Annotated in this window: 15 protein-coding genes and 3 pseudogenes; 14 read left to right on the top strand and 4 right to left on the bottom strand. The window is 72.4% G+C overall.

The genetic code is table 11. The features are described 5' to 3' along the window. Window positions 1–116: 116 nt before the first annotated feature. The 10 genes from AC156L_RS39335 (at window position 117) to AC156L_RS39290 (ending at window position 9,982) form a co-directional block, all read left to right on the top strand. Window positions 117–1,391 (top strand): ABC transporter substrate-binding protein, encoded by a 1,275-nt coding sequence (locus tag AC156L_RS39335; RefSeq protein ID WP_330873766.1) that lies wholly within the window; start codon window positions 117–119, stop codon window positions 1,389–1,391. Then, entirely contained in the window at window positions 1,388–2,329 is a 942-nt protein-coding gene (locus AC156L_RS39330) for a carbohydrate ABC transporter permease (RefSeq protein WP_330873765.1), read from the top strand. Before AC156L_RS39335 ends, AC156L_RS39330 begins: the two co-directional genes overlap by 4 nt. Further along, window positions 2,326–3,147 carry a carbohydrate ABC transporter permease gene (locus AC156L_RS39325; protein WP_330873764.1) on the top strand — a complete coding sequence of 274 codons (822 nt, stop codon included), beginning with the start codon at window positions 2,326–2,328 and terminating at the stop codon, window positions 3,145–3,147. The genes AC156L_RS39330 and AC156L_RS39325 overlap by 4 nt, the downstream gene beginning before the upstream one ends. A gap of 122 nt (window positions 3,148–3,269) precedes the next feature. Next, complete coding sequence (locus AC156L_RS39320) at window positions 3,270–4,187, top strand: SIS domain-containing protein (RefSeq protein WP_330873763.1); 918 nt, start codon at window positions 3,270–3,272, stop codon at window positions 4,185–4,187. A 5-nt stretch (window positions 4,188–4,192) separates the two neighbouring features. Next, a complete protein-coding gene (locus AC156L_RS39315; protein ID WP_330873762.1) occupies window positions 4,193–5,077 on the top strand; it encodes a 1-phosphofructokinase family hexose kinase in 885 nt (294 codons plus the stop codon). Window positions 5,078–5,080: 3 nt separating this feature from the next. Next, window positions 5,081–5,905, top strand: a complete 825-nt coding sequence (locus AC156L_RS39310) for a class II fructose-bisphosphate aldolase (RefSeq protein WP_330873761.1) — start codon at window positions 5,081–5,083, stop codon at window positions 5,903–5,905. Further along, a complete protein-coding gene (gene melA, locus AC156L_RS39305; RefSeq protein WP_330873760.1) occupies window positions 5,906–7,210 on the top strand; it encodes an alpha-glucosidase/alpha-galactosidase in 1,305 nt (434 codons plus the stop codon). Then, window positions 7,210–8,133, top strand: a complete 924-nt coding sequence (locus tag AC156L_RS39300) for a carbohydrate kinase family protein (protein ID WP_484407762.1) — start codon at window positions 7,210–7,212, stop codon at window positions 8,131–8,133. Before melA ends, AC156L_RS39300 begins: the two co-directional genes overlap by 1 nt. A gap of 79 nt (window positions 8,134–8,212) precedes the next feature. After that, window positions 8,213–8,974, top strand: a complete 762-nt coding sequence (locus AC156L_RS39295; protein WP_330873758.1) for a DeoR/GlpR family DNA-binding transcription regulator — start codon at window positions 8,213–8,215, stop codon at window positions 8,972–8,974. Between the two features lie 84 nt (window positions 8,975–9,058). Then, entirely contained in the window at window positions 9,059–9,982 is a 924-nt protein-coding gene (locus AC156L_RS39290; protein ID WP_330873757.1) for an NmrA/HSCARG family protein, read from the top strand. Window positions 9,983–10,060: 78 nt separating this feature from the next. Here the strand turns inward: AC156L_RS39290 and AC156L_RS39285 are convergent, their stop codons facing one another. From AC156L_RS39285 to AC156L_RS39270, 4 genes are all read right to left on the bottom strand, one after another. Then, on the bottom strand, window positions 10,061–11,263 hold the full coding sequence (locus AC156L_RS39285) for an HNH endonuclease (protein ID WP_330873756.1): 1,203 nt from the start codon (window positions 11,261–11,263) through the stop codon (window positions 10,061–10,063). 108 nt (window positions 11,264–11,371) lie between these two features. Further along, complete coding sequence (locus AC156L_RS39280; RefSeq protein WP_330873755.1) at window positions 11,372–11,920, bottom strand: DUF3558 family protein; 549 nt, start codon at window positions 11,918–11,920, stop codon at window positions 11,372–11,374. A gap of 55 nt (window positions 11,921–11,975) precedes the next feature. Continuing rightward, window positions 11,976–13,280 carry a PepSY-associated TM helix domain-containing protein gene (locus AC156L_RS39275; RefSeq protein WP_330873754.1) on the bottom strand — a complete coding sequence of 435 codons (1,305 nt, stop codon included), beginning with the start codon at window positions 13,278–13,280 and terminating at the stop codon, window positions 11,976–11,978. A 95-nt stretch (window positions 13,281–13,375) separates the two neighbouring features. Next, window positions 13,376–13,918, bottom strand: coding sequence for a hypothetical protein (locus tag AC156L_RS39270; protein WP_330873753.1), 543 nt, complete (start codon window positions 13,916–13,918; stop codon window positions 13,376–13,378). Between the two features lie 144 nt (window positions 13,919–14,062). Here AC156L_RS39270 and AC156L_RS39265 point away from each other — a divergent pair, with 144 nt between their 5' ends. From AC156L_RS39265 to AC156L_RS39250, 4 genes and pseudogenes are all read left to right on the top strand, one after another. Next, window positions 14,063–16,663 (top strand): ATP-binding protein, encoded by a 2,601-nt coding sequence (locus AC156L_RS39265; protein ID WP_330873752.1) that lies wholly within the window; start codon window positions 14,063–14,065, stop codon window positions 16,661–16,663. Window positions 16,664–16,695: 32 nt separating this feature from the next. Further along, window positions 16,696–18,225, top strand: a pseudogene (locus AC156L_RS39260) (DNA gyrase subunit A); the annotation flags it as partial. Between the two features lie 27 nt (window positions 18,226–18,252). Continuing rightward, a pseudogene (locus AC156L_RS39255) lies at window positions 18,253–18,900 on the top strand (LAGLIDADG family homing endonuclease); the annotation flags it as partial. A gap of 390 nt (window positions 18,901–19,290) precedes the next feature. Beyond that, window positions 19,291–21,372, top strand: a pseudogene (locus AC156L_RS39250) (DNA gyrase subunit A); the annotation flags it as partial. Window positions 21,373–21,374: the final 2 nt, after the last annotated feature.

Genomic DNA, 21,374 nt, shown 5'->3' with positions numbered 1-21,374 from the left:
TCAAGCACTCTCGATGAACGATCGTGATCTTTTACCCCGATTCTCTTGCTGTTATGAGCGGTTCTGCTTTAGCGTGACTCGCCTCAACCAAAACCAAGCACCAGTGGGAGGCCTCCATGACACAGGGGAGCGGACTGAGTCGGAGGGCGGCCCTCATCCTGTCCGCCACGCTCGCCCTGACCGCGGCCTGCGGGGGCGCTCCCGGTGGCGGCGACAAGGTCCTGGTGTGGCACGGCTACACCGACCGCGAGGCCGAGGCGCTGGGCGCGCTCGCCGCGCGCTGGAACGCGCAGCACCCCGACCGGCAGGTGGAGCTGGTGTTCAACGGCGGCAACGACGGTGCGTTGCAGAAGACGTTGGCCTCCTTCGTGTCGGGCAAGCCGCCGGCCGTCGCCTACCAGTTCGGCTCCTCCCTCACCGGGCTCGCCGACCGGCCGCAGACGCAGGACCTGACGTCCACGGTCCGCGACGACGCGGAGTTCGACTGGGACGACCTGTTCCCGGCCGGCCGCGAGGCCGCGACCGTGAACGGCAAGGTCTACGGCGTCCCGGCGCTAGTCGACAACCTCTCCCTGGTCTACAACAAGACGCTGTTCGACCAGGCCGGGCTCGCCTACCCGACCGAGACGTGGACGTGGGACGACTTCCGCTCCGCCGCGGCGGTCCTGGCCGCGCCCGACGACGACCGGTACGGCTGGGCGTACGTCAACGACGGCAGCGAGGACACGGTCTGGCGGTACCTCGCCCTGCTCTGGCAGGCGGGCGGCGACCTGCTGTCGCCGGACGGGAAGACGGCCGCGTTCGACTCGGACGCGGGCAGGCAGGCCATGTCGCTGCTGCACGACATGGCCGTCGTGGACAGGTCCGTATACCTCGACACCGGCGACCAGCAGTACCTCAACCTCTTCAACTCCGGCCGGATCGGGATGCTGTGGACCGGCCCCTGGGACCTCGGCTCCATCAACGAGGACGTGTCCTACGGCGTGCAGTTCCTGCCGGGGAAGGTCACCCACGCCACCATCGCCGGACCGGACGCCTTCGTCGTGTTCGGCGAGTCGGGGAAGGCCGACGCGTGGCCGTTCCTGAAGTGGCTGCTGTCGGCGGAGGTCCACCTGGAGTTCGCCACCGCGACCGGGCACCTGCCGATCCGGCGGTCGGAGCTGACCCTGCCCGGCTACGCGGAGTTCGAGCGGAAGTACCCCGGCACCACGGTGTTCGTCGACAACCTCGCGAAGAACGTGGACAAGGCCCGGCCGAACACCGCCGAGTACCCGAAGATCTCGCAGGCGCTCGGCACGGCCGTGCAGTCGGTGCTGCTGGGCAAGGAGGAGGCGGGCGCCGCCGTGGCCACCGCGCGCGCCGAGGTCGACCAGATCCTGGCGGGCTCGTGACCGCCGTGCTCGCCCCGGTGCCGCCCGCGCCGGTGCGGGACCAGCGCCCGCCGCGCTCCCGGACCCGCCTGGCCGACCACCTCGCGGGGTGGGGGTTCGCCGCTCCCGCGGTGGTGCTGATCGGGCTGTTCGGGCTGGTGCCCGTCGTGTGGTCGTTCGTGCTCTCCCTCCAGCACACCGACCTCACCTCGCCCGGCACGTTCGCGGGCGGCGAGAACTACGCGAAGCTGGTGGCCGATCCGCTGTTCTGGGACGCCGCGCGCCGGACCCTGCTCTACGCGGCGCTGTTCGTGCCGCTCACGATGGCGCTCGCGCTGCCGATCGCGGTGCTGCTGAACCAGCCGGTCCGCGGCATCACCCTCTACCGGATGGCCGTGTTCGTGCCGCTGGTGACCTCGACCGTCGCCACCGGGATCGTCTTCGGCTGGCTGGCCAACCCCCAGTTCGGGTTGATCAACGCGCTGCTGGAGGGGGTGGGCCTGCCGAAGCAGGGCTTCTTCCAGGACCCCGGTCAAGCGCTGTACGCCGTGGTCGGCATGACGGTGTGGGGCTGGCTCGGCTTCGCGGTCATCATCTTCCTGGCCGCGCTCCAGAACGTGCCCGAGGACCTGGTGGAGGCCTCCGCGCTCGACGGGTGCGGGCGGCTCCGGTCGTTCTGGCACGTGGAGCTGCCGCAGGTCGCCCCCGCCTCCGGGTTCCTGCTGGTGTGGCTCACGATCAACGGTCTCCAGCTGTTCGACGCGGTGTACGTCACCACCAAGGGCGGCCCGCTGCGGGCGACCACCCTGCTCGTCCACCACCTGTACAACGAGGCCTTCGTCAGCTTCGACGGCGGCTACGCCGCGGCGATCGGCTGCGCGGTGTTCCTGGTGGTCCTGGTGTTCACCGTCGTCCAGTTGCGGTTCAACCGCCGAACGTCGTCCTTCGAGGTCCGATGACCACGCCCCGGTCGCGCCGCCCCAGCGCGCTGCACCTGCTCCTGCTGCCCCTCTCGCTGGTCATGATCGCGCCGCTGGTGTGGATGGTGCTCGTGTCGTTCTCCACGCAGGCGGAGTCGCGGCGCTTCCCACCCGGCCTGCCCAGCGGCCTGGAGTGGGGCAACTACGCCGCCGCGCTGCGCGACGCCCCGCTGGGATCGTGGCTGCTCAACAGTTCCGTGGTGTCGGTCGTCTGCGTCGTGGGCAACCTGGTGCTCTGCTCGCTGGCGGGCTACGCCTTCGCGCGCGTTCGGTTCCTCGGCGGCAGGGTGGTCTTCGTCGCCATCCTCGCGACGCTCATGGTGCCGTTCCAGATCGTCATGCTGCCGCTGCTGATCATGGTCCGCTCGGTGGGCCTCACCGACACGCTCGGAGCCCTGATCGCGCCGAACCTGGCCACCGCGTTCGGCGTGTTCCTCATGCGGCAGTTCTTCACGACCGTGCCGAGGGAGCTGGAGGAGGCCGCGCGGATCGACGGCGCGGGTCGGCTGCGGATCCTGGCGCAGGTGCTGCTCCCGCTGATGCGCCCGACGCTCGCCACGCTGGCCGTGCTGACGTTCCTCCAGACGTGGAACGACTTCCTGTGGCCGCTGATCGCCATCCAGAGCCCGGAGAACATGACCGTCCAGATCGGACTCCAGAGCTTCCAGGGCGCCCACACGACGAACTGGCCGAAGCTCATGGCGGGAACGGTGCTGAGCCAGCTGCCGGTGCTGGTCGTCTTCTTCGTGGCGCAGCGGTTCTTCGTGCGGTCCGTGGCCTCCGTGGGCATCAAGTAGCCGCACCGACCAGGCCGGAACGGGCACCGCCCGTTCCGGCCATCGGCATGCCCCTGACCAGGTATTTCGTCAAACAATCATGATTATTGCTTGGTTATGAGCGATCGTGGTAGAAAGCTTTCATGCGCGCACAGCCTCAGTCCGGAGACCTCCACACCACGAGCGAGATCGCCTCCCAGCCGGAGTGCTGGCGTCGGGCGGTCGAGGTGGCCGCGGACCCCGCGACCGCGGCGGCCCTGCCCCGGCGCGGCGAGCGCGTCGCCGTGGTCGGCTGCGGCACGTCGCTGTTCATGGCCCAGGCCTACGCCCGGCTGCGCGAGGACGCGGGCCACGGCGAGACCGACGCCTTCGCCGCCTCGGAGATGCCCGCGGGCCGCGCCTACGACCGCGTCGTGGCGCTCACCCGCTCCGGCACCACCACCGAGGTCCTGGAACTGCTCGACCGGCTCCGCGCGGACGTGCCCACCACGGCGGTCGTCGCCGATCCGGACACCCCCGTCGTGGCGCTGGCCGACGCCGTCGTCGTGCTCGACTTCGCCGACGAGCGGTCCGTCGTCCAGACGAGGTTCGCCACGACGGCGGTCGCGCTGCTGCGCGCCCACCTCGGAGAGGACCTGGGCCGCGTCGTCGCCGACGCCGAGCTGGCGCTGGCCGAACCGCTGCCCGCAGGCGTCGCCGAGCGGCGGCAGTTCACCTTCCTCGGTGCCGGGTGGACCACCGGTCTCGCGGCGGAGGCGGCCCTCAAGATGCGCGAGGCGTCCCTGAGCTGGGCGGAGTCCTACCCCGCCGCCGAGTACCGGCACGGACCCATCGCCATCACCGACGACCGCTCGGCGGTCTGGGTGCTCGGCACGCCGCCCGACGGCCTCGACCGGCAGGTCCGCGCCACCGGAGGCCTGTGGGTCGCCCGCGACCGGGACGCGCTCGCCGAACTGGTCTCCGTCCACCGGCTGGCCGTGGAGGTCGCGCTGGGCCGGGGGCTGCGCCCCGACACCCCGCGCCACCTGACCCGCTCGGTCATCCTGCGCGGCACCGGCTGATCGCCGTGCGGACGCTCACGGTCACCCTCAACGCGGCCCTCGACGTCACCTACCCGGTCGACCGGCTCGCCGCGGGCACCACCCACCGCGTCGGCGCGCCCGCCGTCCGCGCGGGCGGCAAGGGCGTCAACGTCGCCAGGGTGCTGCGGCGGCTCGGCGTGGACGCCGTCGCGACCGGGCTGGTGGGCGGCTGCTCGGGCGCGCGGCTGACGGCCGACCTCGCCGACGCGGACGTTCCCGAGGCGATGTTCCCGATCGCGGGGGAGACCCGCCGGACGGTGGCGGTCGTCGAGGGGTCCGGTGAGGCGACGGTGTTCGCCGAGCCGGGACCGAGCGTCACCGGGCCGGAGTGGGCCGGGTTCGTCCGCCACTACCGCGCGCTGCTGGCCGGGGTCGACCTCGTGGTGCTCTCCGGCTCGCTGCCGAGGGGGGTCCCGCCGGACGCCTACGCCACCCTCGTGCGGGCCTGCGACGTGCCGGTGCTGCTGGACGCCGACGGCCCGCCCCTGGCGGCCGGAGCCGCGGCCGGACCCGCGGTGATCACCCCGAACAGGCTGGAGCTGCGAGCGGCCACCGACCTGGACCCGTTGGCGCTCGGCGCGGACGCCGCGCTCGTGTCCGACGGCCCCGCCGGGATGACCGCCTACACCCGCGCCGGGGTGTGGACCGCGACGCCGCCCGAGCGGGTCGTCGGCAACCCGACCGGCGCCGGGGACGCGGCCGTGGCCGCGCTGGTCGCCTGCTGGCACCTGCCGTGGCCCGAGCGCCTCGCGAACGCGGTCGCGCTGTCGGCCGCCGCCGTGCGCTCCCCGCTGGCCGGGGACTTCGACAGGGACTTCTACGAGAGCCGCAAGGCGTCCGTTCTGCCGCGACGAGTCACCGAGGACTAGAAGATGCCACTGGTTCCGCTCCGGGAGGTGCTCGGCAGGTCCGCGCCCACCGCCGCGTTCAACGTGATCCAGATCGAGCACGCGGAGGCCATCGCCGCCGCCGCGGAGGACACGGGAGCGCCCGTGGTGCTCCAGATCAGCGAGAACGCCGTCCGCTACCACGGTTCCCTCGCGCCGATCGGCCGCGCCGCGCTCGCCATCGCCGCCGCCGCGTCGGCACCCGTGGCCGTGCACCTCGACCACGCCACGTCGGAGGACCTCGTCCGCGAGGCCGTCGACCTCGGCTTCGGCTCGGTGATGTTCGACGGGTCCGCGCTCGCGCACGACGAGAACGTCGCCCGCACCGCCGAGGTGGTGCGCCGCTGCCACGGGCGCGGTGTCGCGGTGGAGGCCGAACTCGGGGAGGTCGGCGGGAAGAACGGCGTCCACGAACCGGGCGCGCGCACCGACCCCCACGACGCCGCCCGGTACGTCGCGGCCACCGGGGTGGACGCGCTCGCCGTGGCGGTCGGCTCGTCGCACGCGATGCTGACCCGCGACGCCGCCCTGGACTTCGACCTCATCGCCCTGCTGCACGCCGCGGTCCCGGTGCCCCTGGTGCTGCACGGCTCGTCGGGGGTGTCCGACGAGCACCTGGCCCGAGCGGTCCGCGCGGGGATGCGGAAGATCAACATCGCGACCCAGCTGAACAAGTACTTCACCGCGGCGATCAGGGCCGGTCTGGGCGACGACCCCGTGCTCGTCGACCCCCGGCGCTACCTGGGCGCCGGACGGGAAGCCATGACCGCCGAGGTCGCTCGGCTCATCCGCGTACTGGAAGGTCGGTAGATGGTCACCATCGCGTTCGTGGGCGCGGGCTCCGTCGAGTTCACCCGCCAGCTCCTCCGCGACCTCCTGTCGTTCCCCGAACTCGCCGACGCGACGATCGCCCTGCACGACATCGACGGCGAACGGCTCGCGGTCGCCGAGGCGCTGGCCCGCCACACCGCCGAGCAGTGCGGCGCGACACCCCGCGTCCTGGCGTCGTCGTCCCGCCGGGAGGCGCTGGACGGCGCGGACTTCGTGATCAACATGGTCGCGGTCGGCGGCCACGCCGCCACCCTCACCGACTTCGACGTGCCCGAGTCGTTCGGGATCAGGCAGACGATCGGCGACACCCTCGGCATCGGCGGCATCTTCCGGGCCCTGCGCACGTTCCCCCTGCTCGACGGGCTGGCCGCCGACGTCCTCGCGGTCTGCCCCGACGCGTGGCTGCTCAACTACACCAACCCGATGGCGATGAACCTCCAGTACCTGGCCGCCACCGCGCCGCGGGTGAGGGCCGTCGGGCTGTGCCACTCGGTCCACTGGACCGTCCGCGACCTCAGCGCGCTCGTCGGGGTCCCGCACGAGGAGGTCGACGTCCTGTCCGCGGGCGTCAACCACCAGGCCTGGATCCTGCGCTGGGAACACGGGGGCCGCGACCTCTACCCGGCGCTCGACGCCGCGATCGAGGCCGACCCCGAGCTGGCCCGGCGGGTGCGCGTGGACCTCTACCGCCGCCTCGGCCGCTACCCGACGGAGACCAGCGAGCACTCCTCCGAGTACGTGCCCTGGTACCTGCGGCACGACTCCGAGGTCGAGCGGCTGCGCATCCCCGTGCGCGACTACGTCGGGACCAGCGCGGCGAACCTCGCCGAGTACGAGGGGCTGCGCGACCGGATCGCCGCGGGTGGCGCGCCGCCGCCGGTCCCGGACGAGGACGCCGTCGAGTACGCGCCGCAGGTCGTGCACAGCCTGGTCACGGGCGTGCGCCGGACCATCCAGGTGACCACCGCCAACCACGGCCTGATCGACAACCTGCCCGCCGGAGCGGCGGTGGAGGTGCCCGCCACGCTCGACCGGCTGGGCGTGCACCCGCACCGCGTCGGCGCGCTGCCGCCGCAGCTGGCCGCGCTCAACCGGAGCTTCCTCTCCGTGGTGGAGCTGACCGTGGCCGCGGCGGTGCTGGGCGACCCCGCCCACGTCCGCCACGCGGCGATGAGCGATCCGGCGACCGCCGCCGCCCTCACCCTCGACGAGATCTGGGACCTGTGCGCGGCGATGACCGCCGCGCACGGCGACCTGCTGCCCCCGGCCCTGCGGGGGACGTGATGCTCGACCTGCTGGTCATCGGGGACGCCAACCCCGACGTGCTGGTCTCGGGCGCTCCCGACCAGCCGCCGTACGGCCAGGCCGAGACGCTGGTGGAGCACGGTCTGCTCGCGCTCGGCGGGTCGGCCGCGATCGTCGCGCACGGCGCCGCGAAGCTCGGCCTCGCCACCGGTCTGGCCGCGATGGTCGGCCGGGACCCCGCCGGTGACTTCGTGCTGGACGTCCTCTCCTCGGCGGGCGTGGACGTCAGCGCGTGCGTCCGGCACGACGCGCTGCCCACCGCGCTCACCGTCTGCCTGAACCGCGGGGGAGGGGACCGGGCGATCCTGACGGCGCCCGGCTGCCTCCCGGAGTTCGGCCCCGACCACGTCCGCCTCGTCCCGGCGCGGCACGTGCACTCGGCGTCCTACTTCCTCCAGCCCCGCCTGACCGCCGGTCTGCCCGAGCTGTTCCGCGCGGTGCTGGCGTCCGGCGCGTCGACCTCGCTCGACACCAACCACGACCCGTCCGGGCGGTGGCGGCTCGCGCCCGGCCTGCTCGCGGCGAGCACGTTCGTCCTGCCCAACGAGGCGGAGGCGGTGGCGCTGAGCGGCGCGGACGGCGTCGACGACGCCCTGGTGGCGCTGGCCGCCGCGGGTCCGTCGCCGGTGGTCAAGGTCGGCGGGCGCGGCTGCGTGGCGCTGCACGCGGGCACCACGATCACCGCGCGGCCACCGGCGCGCGACCCGGTGGACACGGTGGGCGCGGGCGACTCGTTCGACGCCGGTTTCCTCGCGGGGTGGCTCGACCGAGGGGACGTCCGGCACGCCCTCGCGCTCGGCTGCGCCGGGGGCGCGCTGTCGACCCGCGGCGCGGGCGGCACCGCGACGCAGCCGACCATGGCCGAGGCGATCGAGCTGGCCCGCCTGGTCGCGGTGATCTGACCGATAGCGAGCACCGACGGTGCGTGTTTCGGCTCCAGGGGCGACGATACGGGCATTCGCCATGAACTATGGTGAGCGAATGCGTCAGCAACAGCGCCTTTCCGCCATCCTTGAACGGCTGGCGGACACCGGTTCGGTGAGCGTCGTCGACCTCTCCAGCGACCTGGGGGCGTCCGTCGCCTCGATCCGGCGCGACCTCCAGTCGTTGGAGGAGCAGCAGTTGCTCAAGCGCACCCACGGCGGCGCCATCGCCGCCGAGGTCATCTACGAGCTGCCGATGCGCTACCGGGTCGGCCGCCGCGAGCAGGAGAAGCGGCAGATCGCGGAGGCCGCCGCCCTGCGGGTCGACGAGTCCGTGCACTCCGTGGGCCTCAACGGCGGCACGACCACCACCGAACTCGCCCGCCTGCTCGCCACCGGCCGGTCGCTGAAGGTCGTGACCAACGCGCTCAACATCGCCGCCGACCTGTCCGTCCGCCCGATGATCGACCTGGTGGTCACCGGCGGTGGCGTCCGCCCCGAGACCTACGAGCTGGTGGGCCCGATCGCCGACCGCGCCCTGTCCGGCATCAGCCTCGACGTGGTGTTCCTCGGCGTGGACGGCATCGACGTGCGCGGCGGCATCAGCACGCACGACTCGGTGGAAGCGCAGACCGACCACTGCCTGATGAAGACCGCCGACCAGGTGATCGTCCTCGCGGACGGCTCGAAGATCGGCAAGCGGGCGTTCTCCCGCATCGCGGACATCAGCGAGGTGACCGTCGTGATCACCGATTCGAGCGCGTCACCCGAGGGCGTGGACCGGCTCCGCGCGGCGGGCGTGGAGGTCGTGGTCGTCTGACTTGCTAAGTGGCGGGCCCCGCCATATCGTGACCGAGTGGAAACGGCGGACCCCGCCGTTTGCTGTCGAGTCCCGAGGAGCACCATGTCCGCAGAGTCCGCACCCGTCCTGGTCACCGGCGCCACCGGCAGGCAGGGCGGGGCCACCGCCCGAGCCCTGCTCGCCGCGGGCGTCCCCGTCCGCGCTCTCGTCCGCGACCCGGCCACCGAGCGCGCGAAGGCCGTCGAGGCGCTCGGCGTCGAACTGGTCGTGGGCGACCTGCTCGACCACGACTCCGTCGTCCGAGCGGCCAAGGGCGCCCGCGCCGTGTTCTCCGTGCAGATGCCCGCCTTCACCGGGCAGGGCTTCGACCACGACGACGAGATCACCCAGGGCACCACCCTCGTCGAGGCCGCGAGAGCCGCCGGGGTGCCGCAGTTCGTGCACACCTCCGTCACCGGTGCGGGCCGGCACACCGAGGCCCCCGGCTGGGCCGAAGGCCGCTGGGCGTTGATGGAGCCGACCTTCGGCGCCAAGAGCGCGATCCAGGACCGGGTCCGCGAAGCCGGCTTCCCGCACTGGACGATCCTCAAGCCGGGCTTCTTCATGGAGAACTTCCTCCCGTCCCTGGCGTTCCTGTTCCCCCGAGGCATCGAGGGCGGACTCGTCAGCGTTCTGCGCCCCGAGACCCGGCTGTCGCTGGTCGCCACGCACGACATCGGTGTCGCGGCCGCCGCGGCCATCGCCGACCCGGAGCGCTTCGACCGCGTCGAACTGGAGCTGGCGGGCGAGTACCTGTCGATGACCGAGATCGCCGAGGTCCTCTCCCGAGTGCTGGGCACGCCGCTGCCCGCCCCGACCATGACGGTCGAGGAGGCCCTCGCCGCCGGGATGCCGCCGATGGGCGCCTCGCACGAGTGGATGAACGTGGAGGGCCAGCCCGCCCGTCCGGAGTTCGCGCGGGAGTTCGGCATCCCCCTCACCAGCTTCGAGACCTGGGCGAGGGAGCACATGCACGCCACGGCCTGACCCGTTCCCGTGCGGTCGGAAGGGAGGTTCGGGTCCGTTGTCCCGAACGGACCCGACCACCCCTTCCGACCGCCTCGGTCACGCCGCCGGTCTGCGCACCGCGTTGTGCAGCGGTCTTCGCCGCGGATCGATGAACGCGGGCGGGATGAAGTGCGGAAGTCCGCTCTCCATCCGGACCTCCCACTCGCTGCGGTGGACCAGGGTGTGGTGCCTGCGGCACAGCAGCACCAGGTTGTCGATGCTCGTGGGACCGCCCCGGTGCCACTCCACGACGTGGTGGGCGTCGGCCCAGTTCGGCGGCCGGTCGCACATCGGGAACGCGCAGCCGCCGTCTCGCAGGTGCAGCGCGCGCCGCAGGTGCGGGGTCAGCCTGCGCGACATCCGACCGATGTCCAGCACCTCGCCCTCCCCGCCCAGCACCACGGGGATGATCCCCGCGCCGCACGCGATCCGGCGGGCCTCGGACGCGCTGATCACGCTGGAGCCGCCGAGGACCGCCGTGCCGATCCCGGACACCAGGGTCTGGTGGTCGACGGTCACGGTGACGTGGGGCCGTTCCCCGGCCTCGGTCGGCAGGTGCGGCGAGCGCGACGCCAGGTCGAGCACGTCGGCCAGCGCGTCGCCCTGGCGTTCGGGCAGGGTGCGGGTGTCGGGACCGGCGGCGTCCGGGGCGTGCGGCTTCGCCAGCGGTCCGATCAGCGCCCGCAGCAGCTCGCCCTGCTCGTACCCCAGTCGGCCGCTGAACTCCACCCGGCCGTCGAGCTTGGTCCGCAGGTGCAGCAGGTTCACCGGCTGGGCCGGCTCCCGGTCGTCCGGCTCGCGCCCGTCCTGGTCGACGCGCGCCCGGATGCCCGCCGCCACCGCCCGCACCCCGGCGGGCTCGGCGGACCGGGCGACGTCGACCAGGATCCGCTCCGCCTCGGCGGGCAGCGACGCCATCGCGCCGACCAGCACGTCCAGGTGCGCGGGTGACAGCGCGCCCTCGGCCACCGCGACCGCCGCCACGGGCAGCGGGGCGGCGACGACGGCACCGGTCGGCGTCGTGGACGGGAACAGCGCGGCGGCCTGGGCCACCCACCGCTTCGCCTCGCCGGTGTCGACCCTCGCGACGTGCTTGACCAGCTCCGCCAGGCTCCGGTACCCGGCGCGCGCCTCCAGGCCGCGGGACCTGGCCTCGGCCAGCACCGCCAGGACGGACGCGTGGGCGGACCGGGCGCGCTCGACACCGACGCGCAGGGCTTCCACCAGCCCCGCGTCGTCCAGGAGTGCCAATCCGGTCATGTCACGATCGTATAACGGCCGTCGCCATCGGGCCCGGCGAACAGTCCGCGTTCGCCGGTTCTACCGGGTGAATCCTGGATCGTGGCGTCCGTTCGGGTTGGAGAGCGGTCAGCCACCCCCCTTGATGTTGGCGAGGGCGATCTCCGCGACGTGCTTCGACACCGCGCACGGTGCGGTGTAGTCGGCGGAGGCCTGGTCGTCCACGTCCACCTCGATCTCGAACGCGGCGCCGTCGGCGATGCCGACGACGGTCGAGCAGGTGCCGGTGGTGCCCTGGGCGGTGTCGCGGTCGACCGCCGGGTAGGCGGCGACCTCGGTGGGCTTGAAGTAGGGGAACGCCTCCTTGGCGGCGTACACCCGCGCCAGCCCCTGCGACTCGCCGAACAGCGAGATGCCGATGGTCGTGGCCTTCCCGTCGGTCCACCGGCAGCGGGCGGTGAACTGCTCCGGGTCCGGTGCCCCCGGCGCGGTGATGCCCAGCGAGCCGAGCTGGTCGACCCCGAACACCCGGCACGGCTTGCCGGTGAACCCGGCCATGCTCAGCGGTGGGACTTCGAGCTTCGGCACGTCGCTCCTGGAAGCGGCGGTGGACGCGGACGCGCAGGCGGACAGGGCGCCCGCCGCGGTGACGGCGATCGCGAGGTTCGCGAACTTCACGGTTCTCACCTCCGGGTGGTCCCGCTGAGTCCTACGGACCCCGAACGCCCCCGGTTCAGTTCCCGGCCGCCGCGCGGGCCCGCAGCCCGAGCACCACGTCCACGACCAGGAACGCCACCAGGCTCGTCCCCAGCAGCGGCACGAACCACCCGACCAGGCCCGCGACCACCAGCAGCACCAGCACCGACGGAGTGGACGCCTTCCGCCACTGGCCCCGCGCGACCGGCTTCCCGAACGCCACCGCGGTCGCCCGCACCGGCCTGCGCCGCCACCACATCCGGTACCCGAGCACGACCAGCACCACCAGGCCGAGCCCGACGGCCAGCAGCAGCACCTGGTTCGGCCACCCGAACAGCACGCCCGTGTGCGCGTCGACGCCCCACCGCGCCAGCTTCGCCGCCACCGGGTAGTCGGCGAACCGCACCGACCCCACCACCGAGCCCGAAGCGCCGTCGACGGCCACGGCGTCGACCTGGGTCGGCCACCCGCGCTCGACCTCGGTCACCTCCCACGGCTCGCCGGGCCCGTCCGGCAACCCGATCTCCAGCGCGCCCGCGTCGATCCCGGCCGCACGGGCGGAGGCGAGCACGTCGTCCACCCGGTCCGCGGCGTGACCGGCGTGCTCGCCCCCGCCGCCGGTCCGGAGCGACGGCGGGGCCCAGCCCAGCGCCGACCGCACCGCCGCGACGTTCCCGCCCGCGTACGCCGACCACGCGAGACCGGTGGCCGACAGGAACACCGCGCCCAGCAGCACCCACATCCCGAGGACGCCGTGCACCCCGAGCGAGCGCCGCCGCCCGCGGGTCGCGCGGGACCGGGTGAGCCACAGCACGGCGCCGCCGAGCGCGACCACCCACAGCCACGACGCGGCGAGTTCGCTGTACAGCCTGCCGGGTTCGCCCAGCAGGAGGTTGCGGTGCACCTGGTCCAGCGCGGTCCGCAGCGGCAGCACGCCGCTCGTGCCGGACGCCACGAGCGAACCGGTGACCCGGCCGGTGCCGGGGTCGACGAACACCGCCCGCCGCTCCGACCCGCCGAGACCGGGTTCGGTGAACAGGACCCGTGTGGTGTCACCGGGTTCGGGCGCGGGGCGCACGGCGACGAGCGAGCCCGTCGGGTTGGTCGCCCTGGCGGCGAGCACCTGCTCGGCCAGCGGGAGCGGACGGCTGCTCACGGGGACCGACAGCTCACCGTGGTAGAGCCAGGACTCGAGCTGCGGGGTCAGCGCGTAGAGGACACCGGTGAGCGCGGCGACCAGCACGAACGGGCCGACCAGCACGCCCGCGTAGAAGTGGCAGCGGAGCACGAGGCCGCGCAGGCCCGTGGTGGACTGGACGACCTGGTCCGAGGTCGTGGTCATGGGTTCTCCAGGGCGTGGCACGGGAGTGCGGGGGTGTGGTGCGCGCACCGCGCTGCGGCCGTCGACCTGGGGTCGACGGCTCGGGTGGAGGGGGTTCAGCGGGTGGCGGGGGGACCGCGGCGGGTCGGCCCGCCGCCCCGCGCGACCCCGGACACGGGCGACCGCGCCGACTCGGCCACGACGGTCCTCAGCGGACCGGTGACCGGGACGGGGCCCAGCTTCCGCGGCAGCACCGACGCCAGCGCCGCGGTCACCGCGAACACCGCGCGCTCGGCGCCCGCGAGCACCGCCACGACGGCCAGCGTCGCCAGCACGTGCGCGACCGGCATGAGCGGACCGGAGTCGAACGGCTGCGCGCCGTGGTCGTGCGCCCGCGCCGCGGCGAGCGACATCAGCAGGTGCATGGCGAACTGGCCCGCGCCCACCAGCGCGAGGATCTGCGCCGGACCGCGTTCCCGGCCGCCCAGCGCGGAGGCCGCCGCGGCCAGCAGGAGCACGGGCAGCACCACGAGTCCCGCGCCCGGCAGGGCACCGTTCGCCTCGACGTGCGCGACCACCGCCAACGCCCCGGTCGCGGCTCCCGCGACCCCACCGCGCAGCAGCCTCCCGGCGCCGCTGGTGGGTGGGAGCAAGGTCATGACCGGAGACCCTAGCCAGGGAAGACGCCCCGCATAAGGGGGCTGGTCCCCCGGTGGTTCGGAAAAGTGTCGGACCGTCCGGATAGTCTCCCAGTACCGCCCATCGCAAGCGCGTCCGCAACCCACGACCGGGAGATTGACCCTGTGACTGCCGAGACCCTCTACGGGGCCGATGACCTGACACACCTGGAGGGTCTGGAAGCGGTCCGCAAACGACCCGGCATGTACATCGGGTCCACCGACAGCCGCGGCATCAACCACCTCTTCACCGAGGTGGTCGACAACTCGACCGACGAGGGGATCGCGGGCCACGCCACGCGGATCGTCGTGACGCTGCACGCGGACGGCAGCGTCCAGGTCGACGACGACGGCCGCGGCATCCCCACCGGTGTGCACGCGAAGTCCGGTCTGTCCGGTGTCGAGCTGGTGCTGACCAGGCTGCACGCGGGCGGCAAGTTCGGCGGCTCGGGCTACAAGACCTCCGGCGGTCTGCACGGCGTCGGCGCGTCGGCGGTCAACGCCCTGTCCCACCGGTTCGACGTCACGGTCAAGCGCGACGGCAAGGTCCACCAGATGTCGTTCGCGCACGGCGTTCCCGCCGTGTTCGACGGTCCCGGCCCGAAGGCCCCGTTCACCCGCCAGTCCGGCCTCCAGATCACCGGCCGGATGAAGCGCGGCGAGTCGACCGGCACGTCCATCCGGTACTGGTACGACTCCCGGTACTTCGAGAACGGCTCGTCGCTGGACGTCGAGGCCGTGCGCTCGAAGCTGCGCAACACCGCGTTCCTGGTGCCCGGCGTCACCTACGTCCTGCGCCACGCGATCGAGGACTCGATCGGCGAGGAGACGTTCCACTATCCCAACGGCCTCGCCGACATGGTCGACTTCCTCGCCCCGGCGGGCGACAAGGCCGTGTCGGGCACGCTGCTGGTCAACGGCGCGGGCACCTACCAGGAGAACGCGGCCGACCAGAACGGCGTCATGCGGTCCAAAGTGGAGCGCCACGCCGAGGTCGAGGTCGCGCTCCGCTGGGGCACCGGGTACGAGCGGTCCGTCGAGTGCTTCACCAACACGATCCGCAACGTGCACGGCGGCACCCACCGCCGCGGCTTCGACCGCGCGGTCGTGAAGGCCCTGCACGACGCCATCTCCAAGACCCGCGGCCTGCTCAAGGCCAAGGAGGACATGCCGACCCTGGACGACGTCCTGGAGGGCATGACGGCCGTCATCCACGTCCGCATCCCCGAGCCCCAGTTCACCTCGCAGACCAAGGACGAGCTGTCCACCGCGGGCATCACCAAGGTCATCCAGGCCGTCGTCGAGAAGTACCTCCGGGCGTGGACCGAGGACAAGAGGACCAAGCTGGAGGCGAAGGTCGTGCTCCAGAAGGTCGTCGACGCCTCGCGCGTGCGGCTGACCCAGAAGCAGCAGAAGGACGCGGCCCGCCGCAAGACCGCGCTGGAGGGCGCGTCGATGCCGCCGAAGCTGGTCGACTGCCGCGCGACGGGCGTGTCCCGCAGCGAGCTGTTCCTGGTGGAGGGTGACAGCGCGCTGGGCTGCTTCACCGGCGACACGATGGTCGCGATGGCGTTCGGCCGCCCGAGGTCGTTCGCCGACCTCGTCGCGGACTGGGCGTTCGGCATCACCCACTACGGCTACGCCACCACCGAGACCGGGCACGTCGTCGTGGCCCCGCTGCTGGAGCCGAGGCTGACCCGCTTCATGGCGCCGCTGGTCCGGGTGACGCTCGACAACGGCGAGGCGGTCCGCTGCACCCCCGACCACCTGTTCCGGCTGCGCGACGGCTCCTACCGGCGGGCGGACGAACTCGTCGTCGGCCAGTCGCTGATGCCGCTGTACCGCTCGTCGTCCATTGTGGACGGAACGAGGCCGGTCTGGATGAACGACACCGAGATCTGGGCGCTGCCCCGCCTCGACTCGCACCCGTCGCTGTCCGGCACGCTCGACTCGCCCGGCGACGGCCGCGCGCCGGTCAACCACCAGGTCCAGTCGGTGGAGGTGCTGGAGGAGGTCGCCGACGTCTACGACCTCACCGTCGAGCACCACCACAACTTCGCGCTGGAGAACGGCGTGTTCGTGCACAACAGCGCCCGCATGGCGCGGGTGTCGGAGTACCAGGCGCTGCTGCCGCTGCGCGGCAAGATCCTCAACGTGCAGAAGGCGAGCCTGGGCGACACGCTGCGCAACGCCGAGATCGCCTCGATCGTCCAGGTGCTCGGCGCGGGCACCGGCCGCACGTTCGACCTGGCCGCGATGCGCTACGGCCGGGTGATCCTGATGGCGGACGCCGACGTCGACGGCTCGCACATCCGGACGCTGCTGATCACGCTGTTCGCCAAGTACATGCGCCCGGTCATCGAGGACGGGCGGCTCTACGCCGCGATGCCGCCGCTGCACAAGGTCGTGACCAGGGGCCGCAACCCGGAGACCCGCTTCACGTTCACCCAGCGCGAGATGGAGCAGACGGTCGCCCGCCTGGAGAAGGCGGGCAAGCAGATCGTCACCCCGGTGCCCCGGTTCAAGGGCCTCGGCGAGATGGACGCGGACGAACTGTGGGACACCACGATGAACCCGGCCACCCGCTCCGTCCGCCGCATCACCATCGACGACGCCGAGGCGGCCGAGTCGGCACTGGAACTGCTGATGGGCGAGAAGGTCGAACCGCGCCGCGCGTGGCTGGTGGAGTCGTCCTCCCGCGTCGACCAGTCGGCCATCGACCTCTGACCACCACGAACCCGTAGAGAGAGCGCTCAGCCATGGCACGCCGCAAAGGCCCGACGACCAAGGTCGACCCCTCCGCCTTCGACCAGGCGGGCGCGAACGTGGTCGACAACCCGCTCAAGTCCGAGATCGAGGACTCGTACCTGGAGTACGCGTACTCGGTCATCCACTCGCGCGCCCTCCCGGACGCGCGGGACGGGCTCAAGCCCGTGCACCGCCGCATCCTGTACTCGATGAACGAGCAGGGCTACCGGCCGACGCACGCGTACGTGAAGTCCGCCCGCGTGGTCGGCGACTGCTTCGTGCGCGGCGCGCTGGTGTCGACGCCCGAGGGCCTGCGGCCGATCGAGACCATCGAGGTCGGCGACCACGTCCTCGACCCGGCCGGTGTCCCGGTCCCCGTCGTGCGGGTCTACGAGAACCCGGTCTCCGAACTGGTGCGCGTCACGTGGGCCACCGGTCAGAGCATGGTCGTCACGCCCGGTCAGCGCTTCCGCACCCTCGACGACGACCTGGCGCCCCGCTGGACCGCCGCCCGCGACCTCGCGGGCAAGCTCACCGCGGGCTACGGCACGGCCCGCTGGGCCGCGACCGCACCGTGCGCCGACGCCCTCCCGTACGTGCGGGCGCTGGTCCTCGCGTGCGGCGAGGTCGTCGAGGGCGCCGCGGTGGTCTCGTCCACCGACAGCACCGTGATCGACATCGCCCACGGCTGGGCGATCGGCGCGGACGTCGAGACCACCCGCGAGAAGCACGAGGACCCCGAGCGGCACGTCCTCACCATCCCCGGTCTCGGCGCGACCGACCTCGCCGAGGTGCTGGCCGACCGCGCGTCCTGGGTGCCGTTCCTGGCCGGGCTGCTCGACGCCGCGGGCTCCGCGTCCGCGCACGGCGTCGTGCTCCCCGCCGAGGCCCGCCCGTTCCTGGCCGACCTCGGTTTCCGCGCCACGTCCCACGACGCCGGCCTCCTGGTCGTCGGCGCCGACGCCGCCGCGCTGGCCGAGGCGCTGCTGCCGTGGTCCCGCACCGAGGGCCTGCGCGCCGTGCCCGCCCCGCCCGCCGCCCGCCCGTCCCTGCTGCCCGGCTGGTCGCTGACCGGCGTCCGCTCGGTCGAGCCGGTCACCCGCGACACGACCTACGACATCCAGGTCGGCGCCGAGGAGCACGCGTTCGTCGTCGAGGGCCAGGTCGTCCACAACTGCATGGGCAAGTACCACCCGCACGGCGACACCGCCATCTACGACGCGATGGTCCGCCTCGCGCAGGACTTCTCGCTGAACACGCCGCTGGTCGACGGGCACGGCAACTTCGGCAGCCCGGACGACGGGCCGGCGGCGTCGAGGTACTGCGTCGTCGGCGACACCCGCGTTCGCCTCGCGAACGGTTCGACCCCGCGCATCGCGGACCTGGTCAACCTGCCCGCGGACTCCGAGGCGGATGCCGACTTCGAGGTCCTCGACAAGGACGGCAAGGCCGTTCGGGTCACCAAGGTGTTCAACTCGGGGGTCCACCCGACGCTGCGCATCCGCACCAGGGCGGGCTTCTCGATCCGGGGTAGCGAGAACCACCTGGTCCTGTGCTTGGAAGCACCGATGGGTGTCCCGCTCTTCCAATGGCGGAGGCTGGACGAGGTCCAGCCGGGCGCCGTCGTGTGCGTCGCGCGGAACGCCTGGTCGGAGGTCATCCCGACGGCCGACGAGTACGTGCTCGGAGTTCTCGGCGGCGCCTGGGTCTCCGAAGGGTGGGCCGACGGGAACCGCGCGGGCTTCAGCCACACCGACGAGCACTACTTCGGTGAGGTGATGCACGCCTACGACCAGGTCGTGGGTGGTCAGCGCTACGTCTCGGAACGTCACACCGGTCAGGACCGCGAGCGGATCCAGGAACTCGACATCCAGGACCACGCGGGTGGCATGGAGGCGTTCCGCCGCAGTCCGCTGGCGGAGTTCATCGGTCACCAGGCCAGGGACAAGTTCGTCCCCGAGTTCGTGTGGAACGGTGGTTGGGGGGTCAAACGAGCGTTCCTGATGGCCGCGTTCGAAGGTGACGGGGGTGTTCGGGACGCCAAGGACGGGTTCACCGTCCAGTACTCCACGTACAGCGAACGGCTGGCGAACGAGCTCCACGAGATGCTCGCCGAGTTCGGTGTCATCGCGCGGCACCGCGAGTACACCCGTGCGAGGGGTGCGGTGGAACACCGCCTCGTCATCTCCGGTCCTCGCGACGTCCGCGCCTTCGTCTCCCGCGTCGGGTTCCTCAGGACGAAGCAGGCGGAGGTGCGGGAGCTGCTGGAGCGCTCGCCCCTGCGTCCGCACCGGCCGAGCCGGGAGAGCGTTCCGTTCGTAGCCGACTTCGTGCGCGGCGCGCTGGACCTCGACCGTGGCGGCAGCGGCCGCGAGTGGCTCACGCGGCACAAGTTCGACCGTGTGGAACGTTGGGAGACCGAACGGCTCCGGATCATCGACCGGATCGAGGATCCGGAGGTGCTCGCGACGATCCTGCCGATCATGGATTCCGGTTACCGGTTCGAGACCGTCACCGAGGTGGAGCCGTGCGACCCGGCCGAGGTGTACTCGGTTCGAGTCGACTCCGAGGACCACTCGTTCCTCGCGGGTGGGTTCGTGAACCACAACACCGAGGCCCGCATGTCGCAGGCCGCGATGCTGCTCGTCGGGGAGCTGGGCGAGGACACGATCGACTTCCGGCCCAACTACGACGGGTCGCTGCTCGAACCGTCGGTGTTGCCGGCCGCGTTCCCCAACCTGCTGGTGAACGGCACGTCCGGCATCGCGGTCGGCATGGCGACGAACATGATCCCGCACAACCTGGGCGAGGTCGTGGCGGCGGCCCGGTGGCTGATCACGCACCCGGACGCCACGCTCGACAAGCTGATGGAGTTCGTGCCCGGTCCCGACCTCCCGACCGGTGGGGCGCTGCTGGGGCTGGACGAGGTGCGCAAGGCCTACGAGACCGGGCGCGGTGTCGTGCGGATGCGCGCCAAGGTCGAGATCGGGCCGCTGGAGGGCAGTCGCGGCAGGCAGGCGATCACGGTCACCGAGCTGCCGTACGGCGTCGGGTCCGAGCGGATCATCGAGAAGATCACCGACGAGGTGAACAAGTCCAAGCGGCTGTCGGGCATCGCGGACGTCAAGGACCTCACCGACCGCGAGAACGGCATCCGGCTGGTCGTCGAGTGCAAGGTCGGCGTGAACCCGCAGGCGCTGCTGGCCGACCTGTACCGGTTGACGCCGATGGAGCAGTCGTTCGGCATCAACAACCTGGTGCTGGTCGAGGGCCAGCCGCAGACGCTGGGGCTGAAGGCGCTGCTGGAGGTGTTCCTCGCCCACCGCTACGACGTGGTGACGCGGCGGACGAGGTTCCGCCGCCGCAAGCGCGAGGACCGGCTGCACCTGGTCGAGGGGCTGCTCAAGGCCCTGCTGGACATCGACAAGGTCATCAGGCTGATCCGCGACAGCGAGAACGCGCAGGCCGCGAAGGACGGCCTGATGAAGCGGTTCAGGCTCTCGGAGATCCAGGCGACCTACATCCTGGACACGCCGCTGCGCAGGCTCACCAAGTTCGACCGGATCGAGCTGGAGGGCGAGCAGGAGCGGTTGAGCGCCGAGATCGCCGAGCTCACCAGGATCCTGGACGACCAGTCGGTGCTGAAGAAGCTGGTGTCGACCGAGCTGGCCGCGGTGGCGAAGGAGCTGACGACGGTCCGCCGCACCTCGCTGATCGACGGCGACCTGAAGGAGGTCCTCGCGGCGTCCAAGCCCGCCGGGCCGCTGGAGGTCGCGGACGACCCGTGCCAGGTCATCCTGTCGGCGACGGGGCTGGTGGCGAGGACGGCCGCCGAGTCGGAGGAGGCGTCGGAGGCCAAGCGCCGCAAGGGCCGCACCCGGCACGACGCCGTCGCGGCGGTGGTGCACTCGACGGCCCGCGGCCAGATCCTGCTGGTGACGAACCTCGGTCGGGCGTTCAAGACGGACGTGCTGCCGCTGCCGGTGCTGCCGGAGCAGATCGGCACGGTGTCGCTCAGCGGCGGGATGGCCGCGAGCGAGCTGCTGCCGCTGGAGAAGGGCGAGAAGGTCGTCGGCATCGCGCCGCTGGGCGAACCCGACCCGGCGTCGCCGGGTCTGGCGATCGGCACGCGGCAGGGCGTGGTGAAGGTGTGCGCGCCGGAGTGGCCGGTGCGGTCGGACGAGTTCGAGGTCATCAGCCTCAAGGAGGGCGACGAGATCGTCGGCGCCACCTGGCTGGTCGACGGCACGGAGACGCTCGCGTTCGTCACGTCGGACTCGTCGCTGCTGCGGTACGCGGCGTCGCTGGTGCGGCCGCAGGGCCTCAAGGGCGGCGGCATGGCCGGGATCAACGTGTCGGCGGGGGCGCGGGTGGTGTTCTTCGGCGCCGTCCGCACGGACGACGAGGCGCACGGCGAGCCGATGGTGGTGACGTCGAGCGGGCAGAGCGTGAAGGTGACGCCGTTCAGCGAGTACCCCGCGAAGGGCAGGGCGACCGGTGGTGTGCGGTCGCAGCGGTTCCTGCGGGGCGAGACCGAGCTGGTGCTGGCGTGGATCGGACCGCGTCCGGCAGGCGCGTCGAAGAACGGTGTGCCGGTGGAGCTGCCCGAGGTCGAGCAGAGGCGGGACGGGTCCGGGGCGCCGCACCCCGGTCCGGACGTCGTGGGGCACGTGATCGAGCGGGGCTGAGG

The sequence above is a fragment of the Umezawaea sp. genome, assembly GCF_057122925.1.
Note: the sequence above shows the minus strand (reverse complement) of the source record. Positions and strands in the feature narration are given on the sequence as shown.

Coding starts and splice junctions, on each gene's coding strand:
- AC156L_RS39335 (WP_330873766.1), top strand. CDS start 117: ATGACACAGGGGAGCGGACTGAGTCGGAGGGCGGCCCTCATCCTGTCC.
- AC156L_RS39325 (WP_330873764.1), top strand. CDS start 2,326: ATGACCACGCCCCGGTCGCGCCGCCCCAGCGCGCTGCACCTGCTCCTG.
- AC156L_RS39320 (WP_330873763.1), top strand. CDS start 3,270: ATGCGCGCACAGCCTCAGTCCGGAGACCTCCACACCACGAGCGAGATC.
- AC156L_RS39310 (WP_330873761.1), top strand. CDS start 5,081: ATGCCACTGGTTCCGCTCCGGGAGGTGCTCGGCAGGTCCGCGCCCACC.
- melA (WP_330873760.1), top strand. CDS start 5,906: ATGGTCACCATCGCGTTCGTGGGCGCGGGCTCCGTCGAGTTCACCCGC.
- AC156L_RS39300 (WP_484407762.1), top strand. CDS start 7,210: ATGCTCGACCTGCTGGTCATCGGGGACGCCAACCCCGACGTGCTGGTC.
- AC156L_RS39295 (WP_330873758.1), top strand. CDS start 8,213: ATGCGTCAGCAACAGCGCCTTTCCGCCATCCTTGAACGGCTGGCGGAC.
- AC156L_RS39290 (WP_330873757.1), top strand. CDS start 9,059: ATGTCCGCAGAGTCCGCACCCGTCCTGGTCACCGGCGCCACCGGCAGG.
- AC156L_RS39285 (WP_330873756.1), bottom strand. CDS start 11,263: ATGACCGGATTGGCACTCCTGGACGACGCGGGGCTGGTGGAAGCCCTG.
- AC156L_RS39275 (WP_330873754.1), bottom strand. CDS start 13,280: ATGACCACGACCTCGGACCAGGTCGTCCAGTCCACCACGGGCCTGCGC.
- AC156L_RS39270 (WP_330873753.1), bottom strand. CDS start 13,918: ATGACCTTGCTCCCACCCACCAGCGGCGCCGGGAGGCTGCTGCGCGGT.